Consider the following 16,056-nt stretch of genomic DNA (forward strand, 5'->3'; position numbering starts at 1 on the left):
CATGAGAGGGCTCGACCCCACGTCGGGCGTGCCGCTCTACCTGCAGGTGGAGCGGTCTCTGCGACATCGCATCGACGCGGAGGAGTGGCTGCCCGGCGCCCGGCTGCCCACGGAGGACGAGCTGGGCAAGGCCTACGGCGTGAGCAGGGTGACCATCCGCCAGGCACTGGCCAGGCTGGTCGACCGCGGGGTGCTGGTGCGCGAGCAGGGCAGGGGGACGTTCGTCCGCGACACCAGCCTGACCGCGGGAGCGCGCGGCGTCACCTCCTTCACCGCCGAGCTGGCGGGGCTCGGGCATCCGTCGGGCGCCAGGGTGCTGGAGCAGAGCGTGCTGCCCGCCGCCGACTGCGACCTGCCCAAGGAGATGGGCCTCAGCCCAGGCGACCTGCTGCTGCGGCTGCGCAGGCTCAGGACCGACACCGCCAGACCAGTCGGCGTGCAGACGGCGCTGCTGCCGCTCGAGCGCTTCCCCGGGCTCGACCGGCTCGACTTCACCGACCGCTCGCTCTACCAGACGCTGCGCGAGACCTACGGCGTCGTGCCGCGCGAGGCGATCGAGACCTTCACCGTCGGGGGCGTGCTCGACGAGGACGCCCCCACCCTCGGCGTCGCGCCGGGCGCGCACGCCTTCTACGTCGAGCGCCTCACCTTCGACGCGCACGGCCCCTTCGAATACGTCCGCAGCGTGATGCGCGGCGACCGCTACCAGATCCGCCTCGCCCTCCGATGAGAGGAATCCCCCGTGACCTACACCCGCCTGATGATCGACCTGCTGGACCGCCTCGACTCCACCCAGGGCGAGGTGCTCGACACCGTCGCCGAGCGCTGCGCCGACGCCGTGCAGAACGGCGGCCTGATCCACCTGTACGGCAGCGGCCACTCGGTGATCCCCACCATGGACGCCTTCCCCCGCTACGGCAGTTTCGCCGGGCTGCACCCGCTGACCGACCCCCGGCTGATGTGGCACAACGTGCTCGGCCCCGGCGGCGTGCGCGAGCTGCTGTGGCTGGAGCGGACCGAGGGCTACGTGCCGCAGTACCTCGACCACGAGCCGCTCAACGCCGGTGACGTGCTGATCGTCTACTCGCACGGCGGGCGCAACGCCGCCCCCGTCGAGGCGGCCATGTACGGCGCCAAGCACGGGCTGTTCACCGTCGCCGTCACCTCGGTGGCCAACCTGGAGCGCCCCGCCGAGCACTCCAGCGGCAAGCGCATCGCCGAGGTCTGCGACGTCACGGTCGACACCGGCGTGCCCGTGCAGGACGCGATCGTCGAGGTGGACGGCTGGGACCGCCCGGTGGGCGGCGCCTCGACGGTCGTGGCCTGCGTGGTCAGCCACGAGATCGTCACCAGGACGGCGGGGGTGCTGGCGGGGCGCGGCGTGGTGATCCCCACGTTCGTCTCGCCGACCGTGCCGGGCGCCTCGGTCTCCTCCAACGACGAGGTCTTCGCCGACCACCGGCGCCGCCTGCACGCGGCCGAGGGCAGGGCGCAAGACTAGGGGTTCCGCGGCCGGGGATCTCCCCCGGCCGCGTCACCACGAGTTGGAGCCCCCGCCATGAACGACCGCATCACCTCGGTGCGTCTCTCGTCCGTTCGCCTCCCCCTCGACGTGCCGATCAGTGACGCCAAGGTGCTCACCGGCAGGCAGCGGCCGATGACCGAGGTCGCCATGCTGTTCGCCGAGATCGCCACCGAGCAGGGCCACGAGGGCCTGGGTTTCGGCTACTCCAAGCGCGCGGGCGGCCCCGGCCAGTTCGCGCACGCCGTGGAGATCGCCCCCGACCTGCTCGGCGAGGACCCGAGCGACATCCCTCGCCTGTGGGAGAAGCTCGTCTGGGCGGGCGCGTCGGTGGGCCGCAGCGGGCTCTCGGTCCAGGCGATCGCCGCCATGGACATCGCGCTGTGGGACCTGAAGGCCAGGAGGGCCGGGTTGCCGCTGGCCAAGCTCCTCGGCGCGCACCGCGACTCGGTGCGCTGCTACAACACCTCGGGCGGGTTCCTGCACGCCCCGATCGAGCAGGTGCTGGAGAACGCCTCGGCGGCGCTGGAGCGCGGGATCGGCGGCATCAAGATCAAGGTGGGGCAGCCCGACACGCGCGCCGACCTCGCCAGGGTCGAGGCGGTCAGGGCGCACCTGGGTGACGCCGTCCCGCTGATGGTCGACGCCAACCAGCAGTGGGACAGGCCCACGGCCAGGCGGATGGGCAGGGCCATGGAGCAGTACGGCCTGACCTGGATCGAGGAGCCGCTCGACGCCTACGACCACGAGGGGCACGCCGCGCTGGTCTCCTGCCTCGACACCCCCGTGGCCACCGGCGAGATGCTCACCAGCGTGGCCGAGCACGCGGCGCTCATCCGCGCGGGCGCCGCCGACATCCTGCAGCCCGACGCGCCGCGCATCGGCGGCATCACCCCGTTCCTGCGCCTGACCGCGCTGGCCGAGCACCACCGCCTCCAGCTCGCTCCGCACTTCGCCATGGAGATCCACCTCCACCTCGCCGCCGCCTACGGCCAGGAGCCGTGGGTGGAGCACTTCGAGTGGCTCGAGCCGCTGTTCGACGAGCGCATCGAGATCGCGGCCGGCCGGATGGCGGTGCCCTCCAGGCCGGGGCTCGGCCTGACGCTCAGCGAGCAGGCCGTGAAGTGGACGGTGGATCAGGCCGTCATCGCCTGACCCGGACAGGCGCCTGTGGGGGGCGCCTGTGGGGGTGTTCAGCCCTTGCTTCCCGTGGTCGCGATGCCCCTGACGAAGTGGCGCTGGCCGACGAAGAAGAGCACGATCATCGGCACGGTGGTGATGACGCTGGCGGTCATGACGATCTCCCAGTGCCACTCACCGCCGAAGCCGTACTGGTCGAGCAGGGCCTTGAGCCCGCGCGGCACCGTGAAGGTGGTGGAGTCGCGCAGGTAGATCAGCGGCCGCATGAGGTCGGTCCACGCGGCCTGGAACTCGAACAGCCAGGTCACCACGATCGCCGGCCTGCACAGCGGCAGCGCGATCCTGGTGAAGATCTGCCAGTTGTTCGCCCCGTCGACCCTGGCCGCCTCGAACGGCTCGCGCGGCAGGCCCAGGAAGAACTGCCGCAGCAGGAAGATGTAGAAGGCGCTGCCGAACAGGTTCTGCGCCCACAGCGGCGTCAGCGTGCCGACCATGCCGAGGGAGTTCCAGATGAGGTAGGTCGGGATCATGGTGACGGCCCCCGGCAGCATCATCGTCGCCAGGACCAGCCCGAACAGCGGACCCCTGCCGGGGAAGCGGAAGTAGGCGAAGCCCCACGCCACCATGGCGCTGGTGACCGTCACGGCGATCGCCGCCATGACGGTGACGAAGGCGGTGTTGAGCAGCCACAGCGCCATCGGCGCCTCCTGCCACACCTTGATGTAGTTGTCGAAGGTGAAGGTCTCGGGGATCAGCCGGTGGTCGAACACCTCTCCGCGCGGCTTGAAGGAGGCGCTCAGCAGCCAGACGAACGGATAGGCGAACAGCACCGAGATCACGCCGAGCGCGGCCCAGACGAGGATCCTCTTCACGGCCGATCCCCCTCGTAGTAGACATACCGCCGCGTCAGCAGGATCTGGACGGCGGTGATCACCATGATCACGACGAACAGCACCCAGGCCAGCGCCGAGGCGTAGCCCATGTGCAGGAACTCGAAGGCCTGCTGGAACAGGTAGATCACGTAGAACAGCGCCGCGTCGTTGCTGTAGGTCGTGTTGCCCGATCCGAAGAAGGCGGTGTACGCCTCGGTGAAGGACTGCAGCGCGTTGATGCTGTCGACGACGAACAGGAAGAACAACGTCGGGCTGATCATCGGCACGGTGATCCGCAGCGTCCTGCGCCACCATCCGGCCCCGTCGACCAGCGCCGAGTCGTACAGCTGCTGGGGGACGGCCCGCAGCGCCGCCAGGATGATGATGACCGAGGCGCCCACGGTCCACAGGCTCATCAGCACCAGCCCCGGCTTGACCCAGTCGGGGTCGGTGGTCCACGAGGGACCCTCGATCCCGAACAGGCCGAGCGCGCTGTTGATCAGCCCGCTCTGCCCGTTGAAGAGCAGCAGCAGCAGGATGCCGATCGCCACGGGCGGCGTCATCTTCGGCAGGAAGAAGACGGTCCTGAAGAAGCCCGTGGCCCTGGCCGCGCTGTTGAGCAGCAGCGCCAGGCCGAGCGAGACGACCAGCTGGACCGGCACCGACATCACCGTGAACACGAAGGTGTTCCTGAGGGCCAGCCCCACCTTGGGGTCCTGGAACAGCGTCACATAGTTGTCGAAGCCGATGAAGTTCGGGTCGTTGATGACGTCGTAGTCGGTCAGCGACAGGTAGGCGCTGTTGATGACAGGCCAGGCGGTGAAGACGAGGAACCCGATGATCCAGGGGCTGATGAACAGCAGCGCGGCCCTGGTCTCACCGGCGCGGGCGCGCATCATCCCCACGCTTTGTCGAGGGCGGTCTGAGCCTCCTGCTGGGCCTGGTCGAGCGCGGCCTTCGGCTCCTGCTGGCCGTTGAGCACCCGGTTGACGGCGTCCTGCCACGCCTTCTTGAACTCGGTGTCGGCCGGGTTGGCCGGAAGGGTGAAGGTGTGCGCGCTCGCCTCGTAGACGGCCTTCACGCCGTCGTCCCACGGCCGGCCGCCCGAGGTCACCATCTTCCTGATCTCCGCGTCGGCCCTGGTGTTGCCGGTCAGGACCCCGGTGAACGGCTTGCCCTCCGCCTTCCGCTTGGCCAGTCGCGCCTGGGCCGCCGCCTTCCAGGTCTCGACCAGCGTCATGGTCTTGGCGAACCTGCAGGCGGCCTCGGGGTTCTTCGAGCCCTTCGGGATGGCCCATGCCGAGCCCGAGGAGTAAGCGATGGTGTTGCCCTGCTTGTCATGGAAGGTGTCGAAGGCCATCGGCGTCTTCGGCGAGACGTTGTTGAGCACGTTGACGTACCACTGCTCCATCGGCATCGCGCCGAGCTCGCCCTCGGCGAACTGGTTGCCCTTGCCGAAGAAGTCGGCCGAGTCCCTGACCGCCTTGACCTTCGCGAAACCGCCCTGCGCGTCGTAGAGGCCGACGGCGAACTCCAGCGCCTCGACCACCCGCGCGCTGTTGAGCTGCGCCCTCCTTCCGTCGGCCGACAGCAGGTCCGCGCCGTTGGCCTTGGCCCACAGCGGCAGGAACTCCGGCAGCTTGCTGTCGTAGCCGACCTTCCCCGACGCCTTGAGCAACTTCGGCGTCGCCGCGGCGATCTTCGTCCAGTCGGTGCCGTTGACGTCCTCGACCGTCAGGCCGGCCTTCCGCAGCAACGCGGCGTTGGCCATGGTGATCTGCACCTGGTTGAACTCGGGGACGGCCCAGAGCTCGCCGCCGAACGTCACCTGGCCGAGGGCGGGCTTGTCGTACATCGAGGTGTCGATCCGCTCGCCCTGGACGCACGCCGTGAGCGGGATGATCGCGCCGCGCGAGGCGAAGGTGCCGATCTGGTCCCTGTTGGCGTAGATGATGTCGGGAGGGGAGCCCGAGGCCACCGACGACAGGAACTGCTGGATGTCGAGGTCGCCCTCGATCAGCTTGACCTTCGCGCCACCGAGCGAGGCCTCAGCCTTCTCCATGCGTGTGGTCGCGATCTCGTCGATGCCCGCGATGCCCATCACCGTGAGCGTGCCCTGGAAGGCGGCCCGCGGGTCGTACGTGCCCGACGCCGTGGGTGCCGCTCCGCCACCGGTGCCTCTGGCGCACGCGCTCAGCGCCATGGCGACGGCCAACGACACGACGGACCATCGGACGAGTCGCGATGTCATCTGGTTCGCTCCTCCACACCGGTCAGGCCACTCTGCCCCCGCCAGTGTGGCGCAGTTCACATCTCTGAGAAGGTAGGCACGTCCGTCGCGGGCCGTCAACAGCCACGCCCTCGGCCTCCTTGACCGGGTGGAGCGGTTTTCCTAGCGTCGGCCGAGGAGGTTCGATGAACGCCGCGTACACGCCCGACTGGCAGGGGATCCGCCGCAGGGTCGCGACCAGACCGTGGGCGGCGAACGTGCTGGCCGCGATCGGCTCCGACTTCACCCGCTGGACGGACGACCTCGTCATTCCAGGCCCCGACCGGCCGTCCGCGTGGACGCACCACTACTTCTGCGACGCCGACGGCGCGCCCCTGCGCTTCGATCCGGCGGCCCCCGCGAGCCACGCCTGCACGCGCTGCGGCCGCGCCTACACCGGCGAGCCGTGGGACGGCGCGTGGCGCACCACGATGCACAACGCCGCCGCCGCCCAGGCCCAGCGCGCCGCCCTCCTGGTCAGGCTGGCCGACGACCACCGAGCCGCAGAGGAGCTCGAACGGATCGCCGCCGCCTACGCCGGCGACTACCTCTCCTACGACATCCACGGCGTCAACGCCGGCAGGGGCAGGGTCCACCCCCAGTCGCTCGACGAGGCCGTCTGGGCCGTCTGCCTGTTGCGGGCGCTGCGCTGGGCGGATGACGCGCTCACCCCCGCCACCTCCACGGCCGCCGACGCCATGGCCCGCGCGATCGCCGACCTGTTGCGCCCTCAGGTCGGCATGGTCCACAACATCCACTGCTGGCTGCTGGCGGCGCTGGCCGAGTGCGCCGTCCGCCTGCGCGACCACGAGCTGCTCCGGTGGTGCCGCGACTCCCCTTTCGGCGCGCAGGCGCAGGTCAGCGAGGGTGTCCATCCCGAGGGCCTCTGGTACGAGATCAACCCGCACTACCACTACTACACCGTCGCCGCCCTGCTGTCCTACCGCGAGGCAGCAGGGCCCGAGGGCCTGTCCGAGGAGGCGGCGCGGCGGCTGTCGCGGGCGATCACCGCCCCGCCCGCCCTCGCCTACTCCGACACCCGCCTGCCGGCCTACGGCGACGGATGGGCCGAGTGCCACGTCGGCGACTTCGCCCCGCAGGCCGAGGCCGCCTGCGCGATCCTGCCCGAGGAGCCGCTCGATCTCGCCCCCTACTACGCCAGGACGCGCCGCGCCCCTGTCCCGCTGTGGTTCGGCAACACCTCACCGGCGCCAGGCTGCGTGGAGCTGAAGGGCCGCTCGTCGGTGGCGGCCCTCGTCTTCGGGCCTGACGACGTCCAGGCCGCCTCGCCCGGCCGTCCGGGCTCCTTCGTCTGGCCGCACGCGGGGATCGGGTTGCTGCGCTCGCCCGCCGTGCGGCTGGCCATGCGGTTCGGGCCGGACGCCGGCTGGCACGACCACCGCGACAAGCTCGGCGTCGACGTCGAGACGGCCACCGGGTGGTCCAGCCTCGACCTCGGGACCAGCGGCTACGGTTCTGACTTCACGGCGTGGATGCGCTCGCCCCTGGCCCACAACCTGGTGGTCGTCGACGGGGCGCGCCAGCCCGAGCACGCGGGACGGCTGCTGGAGTCGTCGGCTCGGCGGCTGGTGGCCGAGTCGGCGTGGGAAGGGCAGGTCATGCGCCGCCGCGTCACCGTCTCCGACGACGGCTGGAGCGACCTGTGCACGGTCACGCTGGCCGCGCCCCTGCGCATCGAGTGGGTCTTCCACGGAGACGGCGCCTTCCTCCCCTCGGCCCGCGCTCTTCCCGCGCCCGGGCCTGACGGCGAGGCGGGGCACGCGTGGCTGCGAGAGGTCAGGCGGATCGAGGTGCCGCACGACAGGGTGCTGCGCGGCTCGTGGGAGGTCGACGGCGCCCCTGAGCTCACGCTCGCCGTACCCGAGACGTTCGAGGCCTTCACCGCGCTCGCCGAGGGCAACCCGAACGGCCGTCCCCTCGGTGTGCTGCTCCTGCGCGGCCACGACGACCACGCCCGCTTCCACGCCACCTTCCGCCTGCGGGGCCCGAGCCAGGCGGCTGGCTGAGGTCAGCCCGCCGGGACGCGCAGGCCGTCGAGGAGCCGCTCGCACAGCTCCAGGAGCGTACGGCGCAGCGGCGCCGCCCGCTCGGCGAAGCCCCGCTGCGCCGCCGCGTACGTCACCCGGCCCTCGGGGGTCTCGATCGGCACCGGCTCGTAGCCGAGGGCGCCCAGGTCGTAGGGGCTGGCCCGCATGTCGAGGGTCCTGATGTCGCGCGCCAGCTCGAAGCAGTCGGCGACCAGCTCGCTCGGCACCAGAGGGGAGAGCTTGTAGGCCCACTTGTACAGGTCCATGTTGGCGTGCAGGCAGCCGGGCTGCTCGAGCTCCGCCTGCCGCTCGCGGGTCGGGTGCAGCGTGTTGAGCGGCCTGGCCGGCTCGGTGAAGAACCTGAAGGCGTCGAAGTGGCTGCAGCGCGCTCCCCTGCGCTCCACGACGGCGGCGATCTCCTCCGGCGGCATGCGCAGGGGCTGGGCGGCGTGCCGTACCTCGTCGGCGGGCAGCTTGTAGACCATCGCCCATTCGTGCATGCCGAAGCAGCCGAAATGGCCCTGCCGTGAGGCGGTCGCCGACAGCAGCGTGGCGGTCCACTCGACCATCGCGCCCCGCTTGGCCAGCAGCCGCTCCACGTCGAGGGTGGCGCCCTCGGCGGTGTCGACGTAGTCGACGCCGTAGCCGTTCGCCCCCGCCAGCACGACGCCCGCGCCGGGATGCCACCTGCGCAGCCGTCCTGGACGGTAGCCGTAGTAGTCGAAGAGGAAGTCCTCCACCGGGTGGGGCGTGCCCGCCTGGCGGCGCTCGAGGTGCGGCCCGATCCAGGCGTCGACCCGTCGCTGATGCGACTCGGCCCTGGCCCGCCACTCCGGCTCGTCGAGGATCCTCACCGCACCATCGTAGAAACCCCCGCGGGGTGCCCGGTACTGCCGCCCTTCCACCTCGCCTCTCAGCCGAGGGCGGCGGTGAGGCGGCGCGACAGGCCGGTGTTGCGGCGCTGCCCGAGCCTGGCGACGGCCAGTTCGAGCGCCTCGCGCTGCCCGACCAGCACGACCCACGCCTTCGCCCTGGTGACCAGGGTGTAGAGCAGCCTGCGACGCAGCATCACCCCGCCCGCCTCCACGACGAGCGGCGCGACCACGAACGGGTATTCGCTGCCTTGGGACCTGTGCACACTGATCGCGTAGGCATGGGTGAGGTCGTCGAGCTCGTCGAAGGCGTAGGAGACGGTGTCGCCGTCGTCGATGAGCACCTCGACCACGCGCTCCTCCTGCTTGAGCGCGACCACCGTGCCCGTCTCGCCGTTGAAGACGCCCTTGTCGTAGTTGTTGCGGATCGGCATGACCCTGTCGCCCACTCTGAAGACCGAGGCCCCCGACCAGTGCTCAGCCGTGCCCTCACGAGCGGGGTTGAGCCGCTCCTGGATCATCCGCCCGATCTCGGCCGTGCCCGCCGAGCCCTTGCGCATCGGGCAGAGCACCTGGACCTGGCCTGGCCCGACCTTCTGCTTGGCGGGGATGGCCTCGGTCGCCAGGTGGACGACGCGCGAGGCCACCGCCGTGGGATCGTCGAGCTCCTCGAACCAGAAGCCGCCGCCACCCGGCGTGAAGGGGAGGGCACCGCCCCTGATCTGGTGGGCGGCCTGGATGATGCCGCTGCCCTCGGCCTGGCGGAAGACGTGGGTCAGCCGCATGCGGGGAACCGCCTCGACGCGCAGCAGGTCGGCGAGCACGCTGCCGGGCCCGATGCTGGGCAGCTGGTCGCTGTCGCCGACCAGCAGCAGGTGGCTGCCCGGCGCGATCGCCGAGCACAGCCGCGTGGCCAGGTGCAGGTCGAGCATGGAGGCCTCGTCGACCACGATGAGGTCGGCCTGGGCCGGGGTCTGGTCGAAGAGCTTGTCGGGGTCGGGCTGGACGGCCAGCATGCGGTGCACGGTGGTCGCGGGCAGCCCGGTGAGCTCCGACAGCCGCTTGGCCGCCTTGCCGGTGGGCGCGCAGAGGGTGACGGTGCCGCCCATCGCCCTGACGGTCGCCGCGATCACCTTCACCGTGTGGCTCTTGCCGCATCCTGGACCGCCGGTGAGGACCGAGACCGTGCTGGTCAGCGCCATGGTCACGGCCGCCCGCTGGTCGTCGTGGAGCCCGGGGTCGTCGCTGAAGGCGCGCAGCGGCAGCGTCGAGCGGGCGGTGAGGAGCCTGGCCAGCAGCGCAGCCAGCTTGGCCTCGCGGCTGTGGTGCTCCTTGGCGTAGACGACCAGGTCGTCGTCGCCTTCCTCGACGACCACCCTGCGCTCGGCCAGCAGCGCGTCGACCAGCTGGCCGACCAGCTCCTCCTCCAGCTCAAGCCTGGCGGCGGTGCGCGTCACCAGGGCGTGCAGCGGCAGGAAGCAGTGGCCGTCGCGGGCGGCGGCCGCCTCGAGGCCGTCCATGAGCGCCGCCTTGATGCGCTGGGGGCTGCGCTCGGGCACGCCCGACTGCAGGGCTATCTTGTCGGCCGTGGCGAAGGCGATGCCCCTGACCTGGCCGATGAGCCGGTAGGGGTCGGAGGCCAGGATCTCGGCGGAGGAAGGGCCGTAGACCTGGTAGATCTTCGCGGCCAGCAGCGGGCTGACCCCGAAGCCCTGCAGCACCACCATCAGCGCGGCGACCGCCTTCTGGTCGCGCCACGCCTCGACGATCTGGGCCTGGCGGCCAGGGCCGATGTTGATGACCTCGGTGAGCCGCTCGGGCGCGGTGTCGATCACGGTCAGCGTCGCCTCGCCGAAGTGGCCGACGATCGCCTGCGCCAGCCGGGGGCCGATGCCGCAGATCAGGCCCGAGCCGAGATAGAGCTGGATGGCGTGGACCGTGGCGGGCACGACGCGCTCGCAGGCGGTGACCGCGAAACGCTTGCCGTAGGTGGGGTGCTCGGCCCACTCGCCCGTCAGGCGCAGCGTCTCGCCGGGCTGCACGCCGGCGAGCGCCCTGCCCGAGGCGACGAAGCCCGCCATGGACTCGCTGCTCAGGCGGGCGACGGTGTATTCGTCCTCTCTGACGTACACCAGCTGCTCGACGGATGCCTCCACGCAGAGGATCCAATCACGCGGCTGCGACATTCGGTCGTGCTCGGCCGCCGGCCAGTAGTCACGAGCCGGTGCGGGCCGCCCACGGCGAGGGCCGACATATGCTGACGAGGCGCCAGGTTTCCAGCGACTTCACCCTCCGGCGGAGACGCGCTCGGGGCACGCTCGACCGCCCTCCGACCTCCTCGAACGTTACCTCCGTGTTTCCTCCGTATCGTTGACACACCCAAGTGTTAACGATAACAATCAGCCAAACGCCACGCGTTTATGTCTGATTCATCCCCTTCATAAGGAGAGCCACGATGGGACGGACCTGGGGCATTGTCTCCGCACTCGCCCTCGCCGCCACCCTGACGGCGTGCGGCTCCAGCCAGAAGACCGTCGACGCGCAGGCCGCCCCGAGTGGCAGCGCCAGCGGCAACGCGGGAGCCCTCATCGGCGTGACCATGCCGACGAAGTCGTCCGAGCGCTGGATCCACGACGGCGACAACGTCAAGACGCAGCTGGAGAAGCTCGGCTACAAGGTCGACCTGCAGTACGCGGAGAACGACATCCCCACCCAGGCCAACCAGATCGAGAACCAGATCACCAAGGGCGCCAAGCTCCTGATCGTGGCCTCGATCGACGGCACCGCGCTCACCTCGCAGCTCCAGCAGGCCGCGGACAACAAGATCCCGGTCATCGCCTACGACCGGCTGATCCGCAACAGCCCCAACGTCGACTACTACGCCACCTTCGACAACTTCAAGGTCGGCGTGCAGCAGGCGACCTCCCTGATGAAGGGCCTGGAGGCCAAGAAGCCTCCGTACAACGTCGAGTTGTTCGGCGGCTCCCCCGACGACAACAACGCCACCTTCTTCTGGAACGGCGCGATGTCGGTGCTCGAGCCCAAGATCAAGGACGGCACGATCAAGGTCAAGAGCGGCCAGACCGACTTCAAGACCGCCGCCATCCTGCGCTGGGACCCCGCCACCGCGCAGAAGCGCATGGAGGACATCCTCACCAAGACCTACACCGGCGGCGAGAAGGTCGACGGCGTGCTCTCGCCGTACGACGGTCTCTCGATCGGCATCCTGTCGGCGCTCAAGAGCAACGGCTACGGCACCAGCGGCCAGCCGTACCCGATCGTGACCGGTCAGGACGCCGAGCTGGCCTCGGTGAAGTCGATCGTGGCGGGCGAGCAGTACTCCACGATCTTCAAGGACACCCGCAAGCTGGCCGAGACGACCGTGAAGATGGCCGACGCCGTGCTCAAGGGCGGCAAGCCCGAGGTGAACAACACCAAGGACTACGACAACGGCAACAAGGTCGTCCCCTCGTACCTGCTGGACCCGGTGATCGTGGACAAGAGCAACTACGAGCAGGTCATCATCGGCGGCAACTACTACACGGCGGACCAGCTCAAGTGAGCATCCTCCAGATGAGCGGCATCACCAAGACCTTTCCAGGGGTGAAGGCGCTCAAAGACGTCAACCTCACCGTACGGCGTGGCGAGATCCACGCCATCTGCGGCGAGAACGGCGCGGGCAAGTCGACGCTGATGAAGGTGCTGTCGGGCGTCCACCCGCACGGCGACTACGACGGCGAGATCCTCTTCGAAGGGCGGCGCTGCGCCTTCGGCGGCATCCGCGACAGCGAGCGGGCCGGCATCGTCATCATCCACCAGGAGCTGGCGCTCAGCCCTCAGCTGTCGATCGCGGAGAACATCTTCCTCGGCAACGAGCGGGCCAGGCGCGGCCTCATCGACTGGAACCGCACCAACTTCGAGGCGGGCGAGCTGATGAAGCGCGTCGGCCTGCGGGAGAACCCGGTGACGGCGGTGTCGGACATCGGCGTGGGCAAGCAGCAGCTCGTCGAGATCGCCAAGGCGCTGTCGAAGGACGTGAAACTGCTCATTCTGGACGAGCCGACCGCCGCACTGAACGACGACGACTCCGCCCACCTGCTCGACCTGCTGCGCGGGCTGCGGGACGACGGCATCACCTGCGTGATCATCTCCCACAAGCTGAACGAGGTGATCGCGATCGCCGACACCGTCACGATCCTGCGTGACGGCCAGACGATCGAGACGCTGGCCGCGGGCGAGGTCACCGAGGAGCGCATCATCTCCGGGATGGTCGGCAGGGCGCTGGACAACCGCTTCCCTCCCCACGAGCCCTCCATCGGCGAGGAGGTGCTGCGGATCGAGGACTGGACGGTCCACAGTCCCAGCCAGCCGGGCAGGAAGGTGGTCGACGGCGCGACGCTGACACTGCGGCGCGGCGAGATCGTCGGGCTCGCGGGGCTGATGGGCGCGGGCCGTACCGAGCTGGCGATGAGCGTGTTCGGCCGCGCCTACGGCACCGGCATCTCAGGACGGATCCTCAAGAACGGCAAGCCGGTCGAGCTGCGCAGCGTCGAGGACGCGATCAGGCACGGCCTGGCCTACGCCACCGAGGACCGCAAGCGCTACGGGCTCAACCTGATCGACGACATCAAGCGCAACATCTCCGCGGCCGCGCTGAAGGGCGTGTGGGTCGACGAGCGGGAGGAGTACAGGGTCGCCGAGGGCTTCCACCGGAGCATGAACATCAAGGCTCCGGGCGTGTCGAGCGTCGTCGGCAAGCTCAGCGGCGGCAACCAGCAGAAGGTCGTGCTGTCGAAGTGGATTCTGACAGAGCCCGACGTGCTGATCCTCGACGAGCCCACCAGGGGCATCGACGTCGGCGCGAAGTACGAGATCTACACGATCATCAACCGGCTCGCGCGCGAGGGCAGGGCGGTGCTGGTGATCTCGTCGGAGCTGCCCGAGCTGCTGGGCCTGTGCGACCGCATCTACACCCTCTCCGAGGGCCGCATCACCGGAGAGCTGCCCAGGGGTGAAGCCACCCAGGAGAGCCTCATGCACCTCATGACCAAGGGAACCCCTCGATGACCATGACCACTCCGCGCACCGCCGAGACGGGGGTCGAGGCGAAGCGGCCCTTCAGGATCAACCTGCGCTCCAGCGGCATCTACGTGGCCTTCGCGCTGATCGTCGCGCTCTTCTCGGTGCTGACCGACGGCGCCCTGCTCACGCCGCAGAACATCTCCAACATCATCGTCCAGAACTCCTACGTCCTGATCCTGGCGATCGGGATGATCCTGATCATCATCGCGGGGCACATCGACCTGTCGGTCGGCTCGGTGGTGGCGGTCACGGGAGCGCTGTCGGCCGTCCTCATGGTGAACATGGGCCTGCCATGGCCGCTCGCCCTGCTGCTCACGATCCTCGCAGGCGGGCTCATCGGCGCGTGGCAGGGCTTCTGGGTCGCCTACTTCGGCATCCCCGCGTTCATCGTGACGCTGGCCGGCATGCTGCTGTTCCGCGCGCTCACGCTCACCGTGCTGGGCAACCAGGGCATCGGCCCCTTCCCCGACGCGGTCCGCACGCTGGCCAACGGCTTCACCGACGGCTACCTCGGCAACATCGGCCTCGGGCCCCTCGGCGGCGCCGACCTGTTCAGCCTGCTGATCGGTCTGATGGCGATCGCCGGCATGGTCGCGGCCCAGTGGCGCACCCGCTCGGCCCGCAGCGGGTACGGCCAGGCCGTCGACGCCATGCCGCTGTTCGTACTGAAGATGGCCGCGGGCGCCGCGCTCATCCTCTTCCTCGTGGTGCAGCTGGCCAGGTTCAAGAACCTGCCGTGGGTGCTGGTCCTGCTCGCCTTCCTGGTGCTGGGCTACTCCCTGATGGCCAACCGCACGGTCTTCGGCCGCCGCATCTACGCCATCGGCGGCAACCTGCAGGCGGCGGTGCTGTCCGGGGTCAAGGTCAAGCAGGTCGTCTTCTGGATCTTCGTCAACATGGGCGTGCTCTCGGCGATCGCCGGCATCATCTTCGCGGGCAGGCTCAACCAGGCCGGCCCCACGGCGGGGAACAGCTTCGAGCTCGACGCCATCGCCGCTGCCTTCATCGGCGGCGCGGCCGTCCAGGGCGGCGTCGGTAAGGTGGTGGGCGCGATCACCGGCGGCCTCATCATGGCGGTGATCAACAATGGCATGTCCCTGATCGGCTCACCGAGCGAGCGCGTCATGTTGGTGAAGGGAGCCGTCCTGCTGGCCGCCGTCGCCTTCGACGTGTGGACCAAGCGCCGCGCGGGCGTCTCGCGCTGATCTATTCTGGGCAAGCCAGCGAAAGGAGTCATTGTGACCAGGCGTCGCCCCCCAGTGATGTCCGACGTTGCCAAACTCGCTGGAGTGTCGCACCAGACGGTCTCGCGGGTGCTGAACGACCACCCCAACGTGCGCGTCGAGACCCGCGCCAGGGTCATGGCCGCGATCGACGAGCTGGGCTACCGGCGCAACCTCGTCGCCCGCGCCCTGGTCACCAGCCGCTCGAACACCCTCGGCGTGGTCAGCTTCGACACCACCCTGTACGGCCCCGCCAGCACGATCTACGGCATCGAGCAGGCCGCCAGGACCGCCGGCTACTTCGTGAGCATCGTGAGCCTCAAGTCGCTCGACGCCTCCAGCGTGCGCGACGCCATCGAGTACCTCGCCGAGCAGGGCGTCGACGGGGTGGTCGTGGTGGCGCCGCAGCGTTCGGCGGCCCGCGCCCTGGAGACCCTGCCGGTGGGCATGCCCGCGGTGGCCGTCGAGGGCACGCACAGGTCAGAGGTGTCAGCGGTGTGCATCGACCAGATCGAGGGCGCGAGGCTGGCCACCAGGCACCTGCTCGACCTCGGCCACTCCACGGTCTGGCACGTCAGCGGCCCCTCCGACTGGCTGGAGGCCGAGGGCAGGCTCGAGGGCTGGCGCTCGGCGCTGGAGGAGGCGGGCCGTCCCGTGCCCGAGCCGCTGGCGGGCGACTGGAGCCCGCGCGCGGGCTATGCCGCAGGCAAGCGCCTGGCCTCGATGGACGAGGTGACCGCGGTCTTCGCGGCCAACGACCAGATGGCGCTCGGCGTGCTGCGCGCCTTCACCGAGGAAGGGGTGAAGGTTCCCGACGAGATCAGCATCGTGGGCTTCGACGACATCCCCGAGTCGGAGTTCTTCTCACCTCCGCTCACCACGGTCAGGCAGGACTTCGACGCGGTCGGCAGGCACTGCATCGAGGTGCTGCTCAGGCAGATCCAGGCACAGGGCCCCATCTCGACGGAGCGCCTCATCGTGCCGCCCGGCTTCGTGATCAGGGCCAGCACGGCCCCGGCCCCCTAACC

General features: G+C 69.9%; 13 protein-coding genes. 8 read left to right on the top strand and 5 right to left on the bottom strand.

Features of this window, described 5'->3' with window-relative positions; genetic code table 11:
- Nucleotide 1: 1 nt before the first annotated feature.
- Genes FHR33_RS19070 through FHR33_RS19080 form a run of 3 tightly spaced genes read left to right on the top strand, consistent with a single transcriptional unit; the run spans nucleotide 2 to nucleotide 2,677 of the window.
- Nucleotides 2-730: a GntR family transcriptional regulator gene (locus FHR33_RS19070; RefSeq protein ID WP_183660169.1), complete on the top strand. Its 729-nt coding sequence runs from the start codon at nucleotides 2-4 to the stop codon at nucleotides 728-730.
- Between the two features lie 12 nt (nucleotides 731-742).
- A complete protein-coding gene (locus FHR33_RS19075; protein ID WP_221241155.1) occupies nucleotides 743-1,501 on the top strand; it encodes a sugar isomerase domain-containing protein in 759 nt (252 codons plus the stop codon).
- Nucleotides 1,502-1,558: 57 nt separating this feature from the next.
- Entirely contained in the window at nucleotides 1,559-2,677 is a 1,119-nt protein-coding gene (locus FHR33_RS19080) for an L-talarate/galactarate dehydratase (RefSeq protein WP_183649458.1), read from the top strand.
- 38 nt (nucleotides 2,678-2,715) lie between these two features.
- On the opposite strand, the gene FHR33_RS19085 is transcribed toward FHR33_RS19080, so the two are convergent.
- Genes FHR33_RS19085 through FHR33_RS19095 form a run of 3 tightly spaced genes read right to left on the bottom strand, consistent with a single transcriptional unit; the run spans nucleotide 2,716 to nucleotide 5,785 of the window.
- Complete coding sequence (locus FHR33_RS19085; RefSeq protein ID WP_221241156.1) at nucleotides 2,716-3,534, bottom strand: carbohydrate ABC transporter permease; 819 nt, start codon at nucleotides 3,532-3,534, stop codon at nucleotides 2,716-2,718.
- Entirely contained in the window at nucleotides 3,531-4,433 is a 903-nt protein-coding gene (locus tag FHR33_RS19090) for a carbohydrate ABC transporter permease (RefSeq protein ID WP_221241157.1), read from the bottom strand. Before FHR33_RS19090 ends, FHR33_RS19085 begins: the two co-directional genes overlap by 4 nt.
- The gene (locus FHR33_RS19095) at nucleotides 4,430-5,785 is read right to left on the bottom strand and encodes an ABC transporter substrate-binding protein (RefSeq protein WP_183649461.1); all 1,356 of its coding nucleotides are present in this window, start codon (nucleotides 5,783-5,785) and stop codon (nucleotides 4,430-4,432) included. Before FHR33_RS19095 ends, FHR33_RS19090 begins: the two co-directional genes overlap by 4 nt.
- 164 nt (nucleotides 5,786-5,949) lie before the next feature.
- Here FHR33_RS19095 and FHR33_RS19100 point away from each other — a divergent pair, with 164 nt between their 5' ends.
- Nucleotides 5,950-7,830 carry a heparinase II/III domain-containing protein gene (locus FHR33_RS19100; protein WP_183649464.1) on the top strand — a complete coding sequence of 627 codons (1,881 nt, stop codon included), beginning with the start codon at nucleotides 5,950-5,952 and terminating at the stop codon, nucleotides 7,828-7,830.
- A 2-nt stretch (nucleotides 7,831-7,832) separates the two neighbouring features.
- Here the strand turns inward: FHR33_RS19100 and FHR33_RS19105 are convergent, their stop codons facing one another.
- Both FHR33_RS19105 and recD2 read right to left on the bottom strand, forming a co-directional pair.
- On the bottom strand, nucleotides 7,833-8,699 hold the full coding sequence (locus tag FHR33_RS19105) for a 3-methyladenine DNA glycosylase (RefSeq protein WP_376773289.1): 867 nt from the start codon (nucleotides 8,697-8,699) through the stop codon (nucleotides 7,833-7,835).
- 65 nt (nucleotides 8,700-8,764) lie between these two features.
- Nucleotides 8,765-10,879 (bottom strand): SF1B family DNA helicase RecD2, encoded by a 2,115-nt coding sequence (gene recD2 / locus FHR33_RS19110; protein WP_312895611.1) that lies wholly within the window; start codon nucleotides 10,877-10,879, stop codon nucleotides 8,765-8,767.
- A 299-nt stretch (nucleotides 10,880-11,178) separates the two neighbouring features.
- Between recD2 and chvE the strand changes: the two genes are divergently transcribed.
- From chvE to FHR33_RS19130, 4 genes are read left to right on the top strand one after another with little or no spacing between them, the layout of a single operon-like run.
- Nucleotides 11,179-12,285, top strand: a complete 1,107-nt coding sequence (gene chvE / locus FHR33_RS19115; RefSeq protein WP_183649473.1) for a multiple monosaccharide ABC transporter substrate-binding protein — start codon at nucleotides 11,179-11,181, stop codon at nucleotides 12,283-12,285.
- A gap of 11 nt (nucleotides 12,286-12,296) precedes the next feature.
- Nucleotides 12,297-13,790, top strand: a complete 1,494-nt coding sequence (mmsA, locus tag FHR33_RS19120) for a multiple monosaccharide ABC transporter ATP-binding protein (RefSeq protein ID WP_183649476.1) — start codon at nucleotides 12,297-12,299, stop codon at nucleotides 13,788-13,790.
- Nucleotides 13,787-15,010, top strand: a complete 1,224-nt coding sequence (gene mmsB / locus FHR33_RS19125) for a multiple monosaccharide ABC transporter permease (protein ID WP_183649478.1) — start codon at nucleotides 13,787-13,789, stop codon at nucleotides 15,008-15,010. Before mmsA ends, mmsB begins: the two co-directional genes overlap by 4 nt.
- Nucleotides 15,011-15,067: 57 nt before the next feature.
- The gene (locus FHR33_RS19130) at nucleotides 15,068-16,054 is read left to right on the top strand and encodes a LacI family DNA-binding transcriptional regulator (protein WP_183660173.1); all 987 of its coding nucleotides are present in this window, start codon (nucleotides 15,068-15,070) and stop codon (nucleotides 16,052-16,054) included.
- The last annotated feature ends 2 nt before the right edge of the window (nucleotides 16,055-16,056 follow it).

Source organism: Nonomuraea dietziae, assembly GCF_014195505.1.
GTDB classification, from domain to species: Bacteria; Actinomycetota; Actinomycetes; order Streptosporangiales; family Streptosporangiaceae; genus Nonomuraea; species Nonomuraea roseola.

What these genes read in the sequence shown, in the direction of transcription:
- FHR33_RS19070 (WP_183660169.1), top strand. Translation starts at nt 2, where the DNA reads ATGAGAGGGCTCGACCCCACGTCGGGCGTGCCGCTCTACCTGCAGGTG.
- FHR33_RS19080 (WP_183649458.1), top strand. Translation starts at nt 1,559, where the DNA reads ATGAACGACCGCATCACCTCGGTGCGTCTCTCGTCCGTTCGCCTCCCC.
- FHR33_RS19090 (WP_221241157.1), bottom strand. Translation starts at nt 4,433, where the DNA reads ATGATGCGCGCCCGCGCCGGTGAGACCAGGGCCGCGCTGCTGTTCATC.
- FHR33_RS19095 (WP_183649461.1), bottom strand. Translation starts at nt 5,785, where the DNA reads ATGACATCGCGACTCGTCCGATGGTCCGTCGTGTCGTTGGCCGTCGCC.
- FHR33_RS19100 (WP_183649464.1), top strand. Translation starts at nt 5,950, where the DNA reads ATGAACGCCGCGTACACGCCCGACTGGCAGGGGATCCGCCGCAGGGTC.
- chvE (WP_183649473.1), top strand. Translation starts at nt 11,179, where the DNA reads ATGGGACGGACCTGGGGCATTGTCTCCGCACTCGCCCTCGCCGCCACC.
- mmsA (WP_183649476.1), top strand. Translation starts at nt 12,297, where the DNA reads ATGAGCGGCATCACCAAGACCTTTCCAGGGGTGAAGGCGCTCAAAGAC.
- mmsB (WP_183649478.1), top strand. Translation starts at nt 13,787, where the DNA reads ATGACCATGACCACTCCGCGCACCGCCGAGACGGGGGTCGAGGCGAAG.
- FHR33_RS19130 (WP_183660173.1), top strand. Translation starts at nt 15,068, where the DNA reads ATGTCCGACGTTGCCAAACTCGCTGGAGTGTCGCACCAGACGGTCTCG.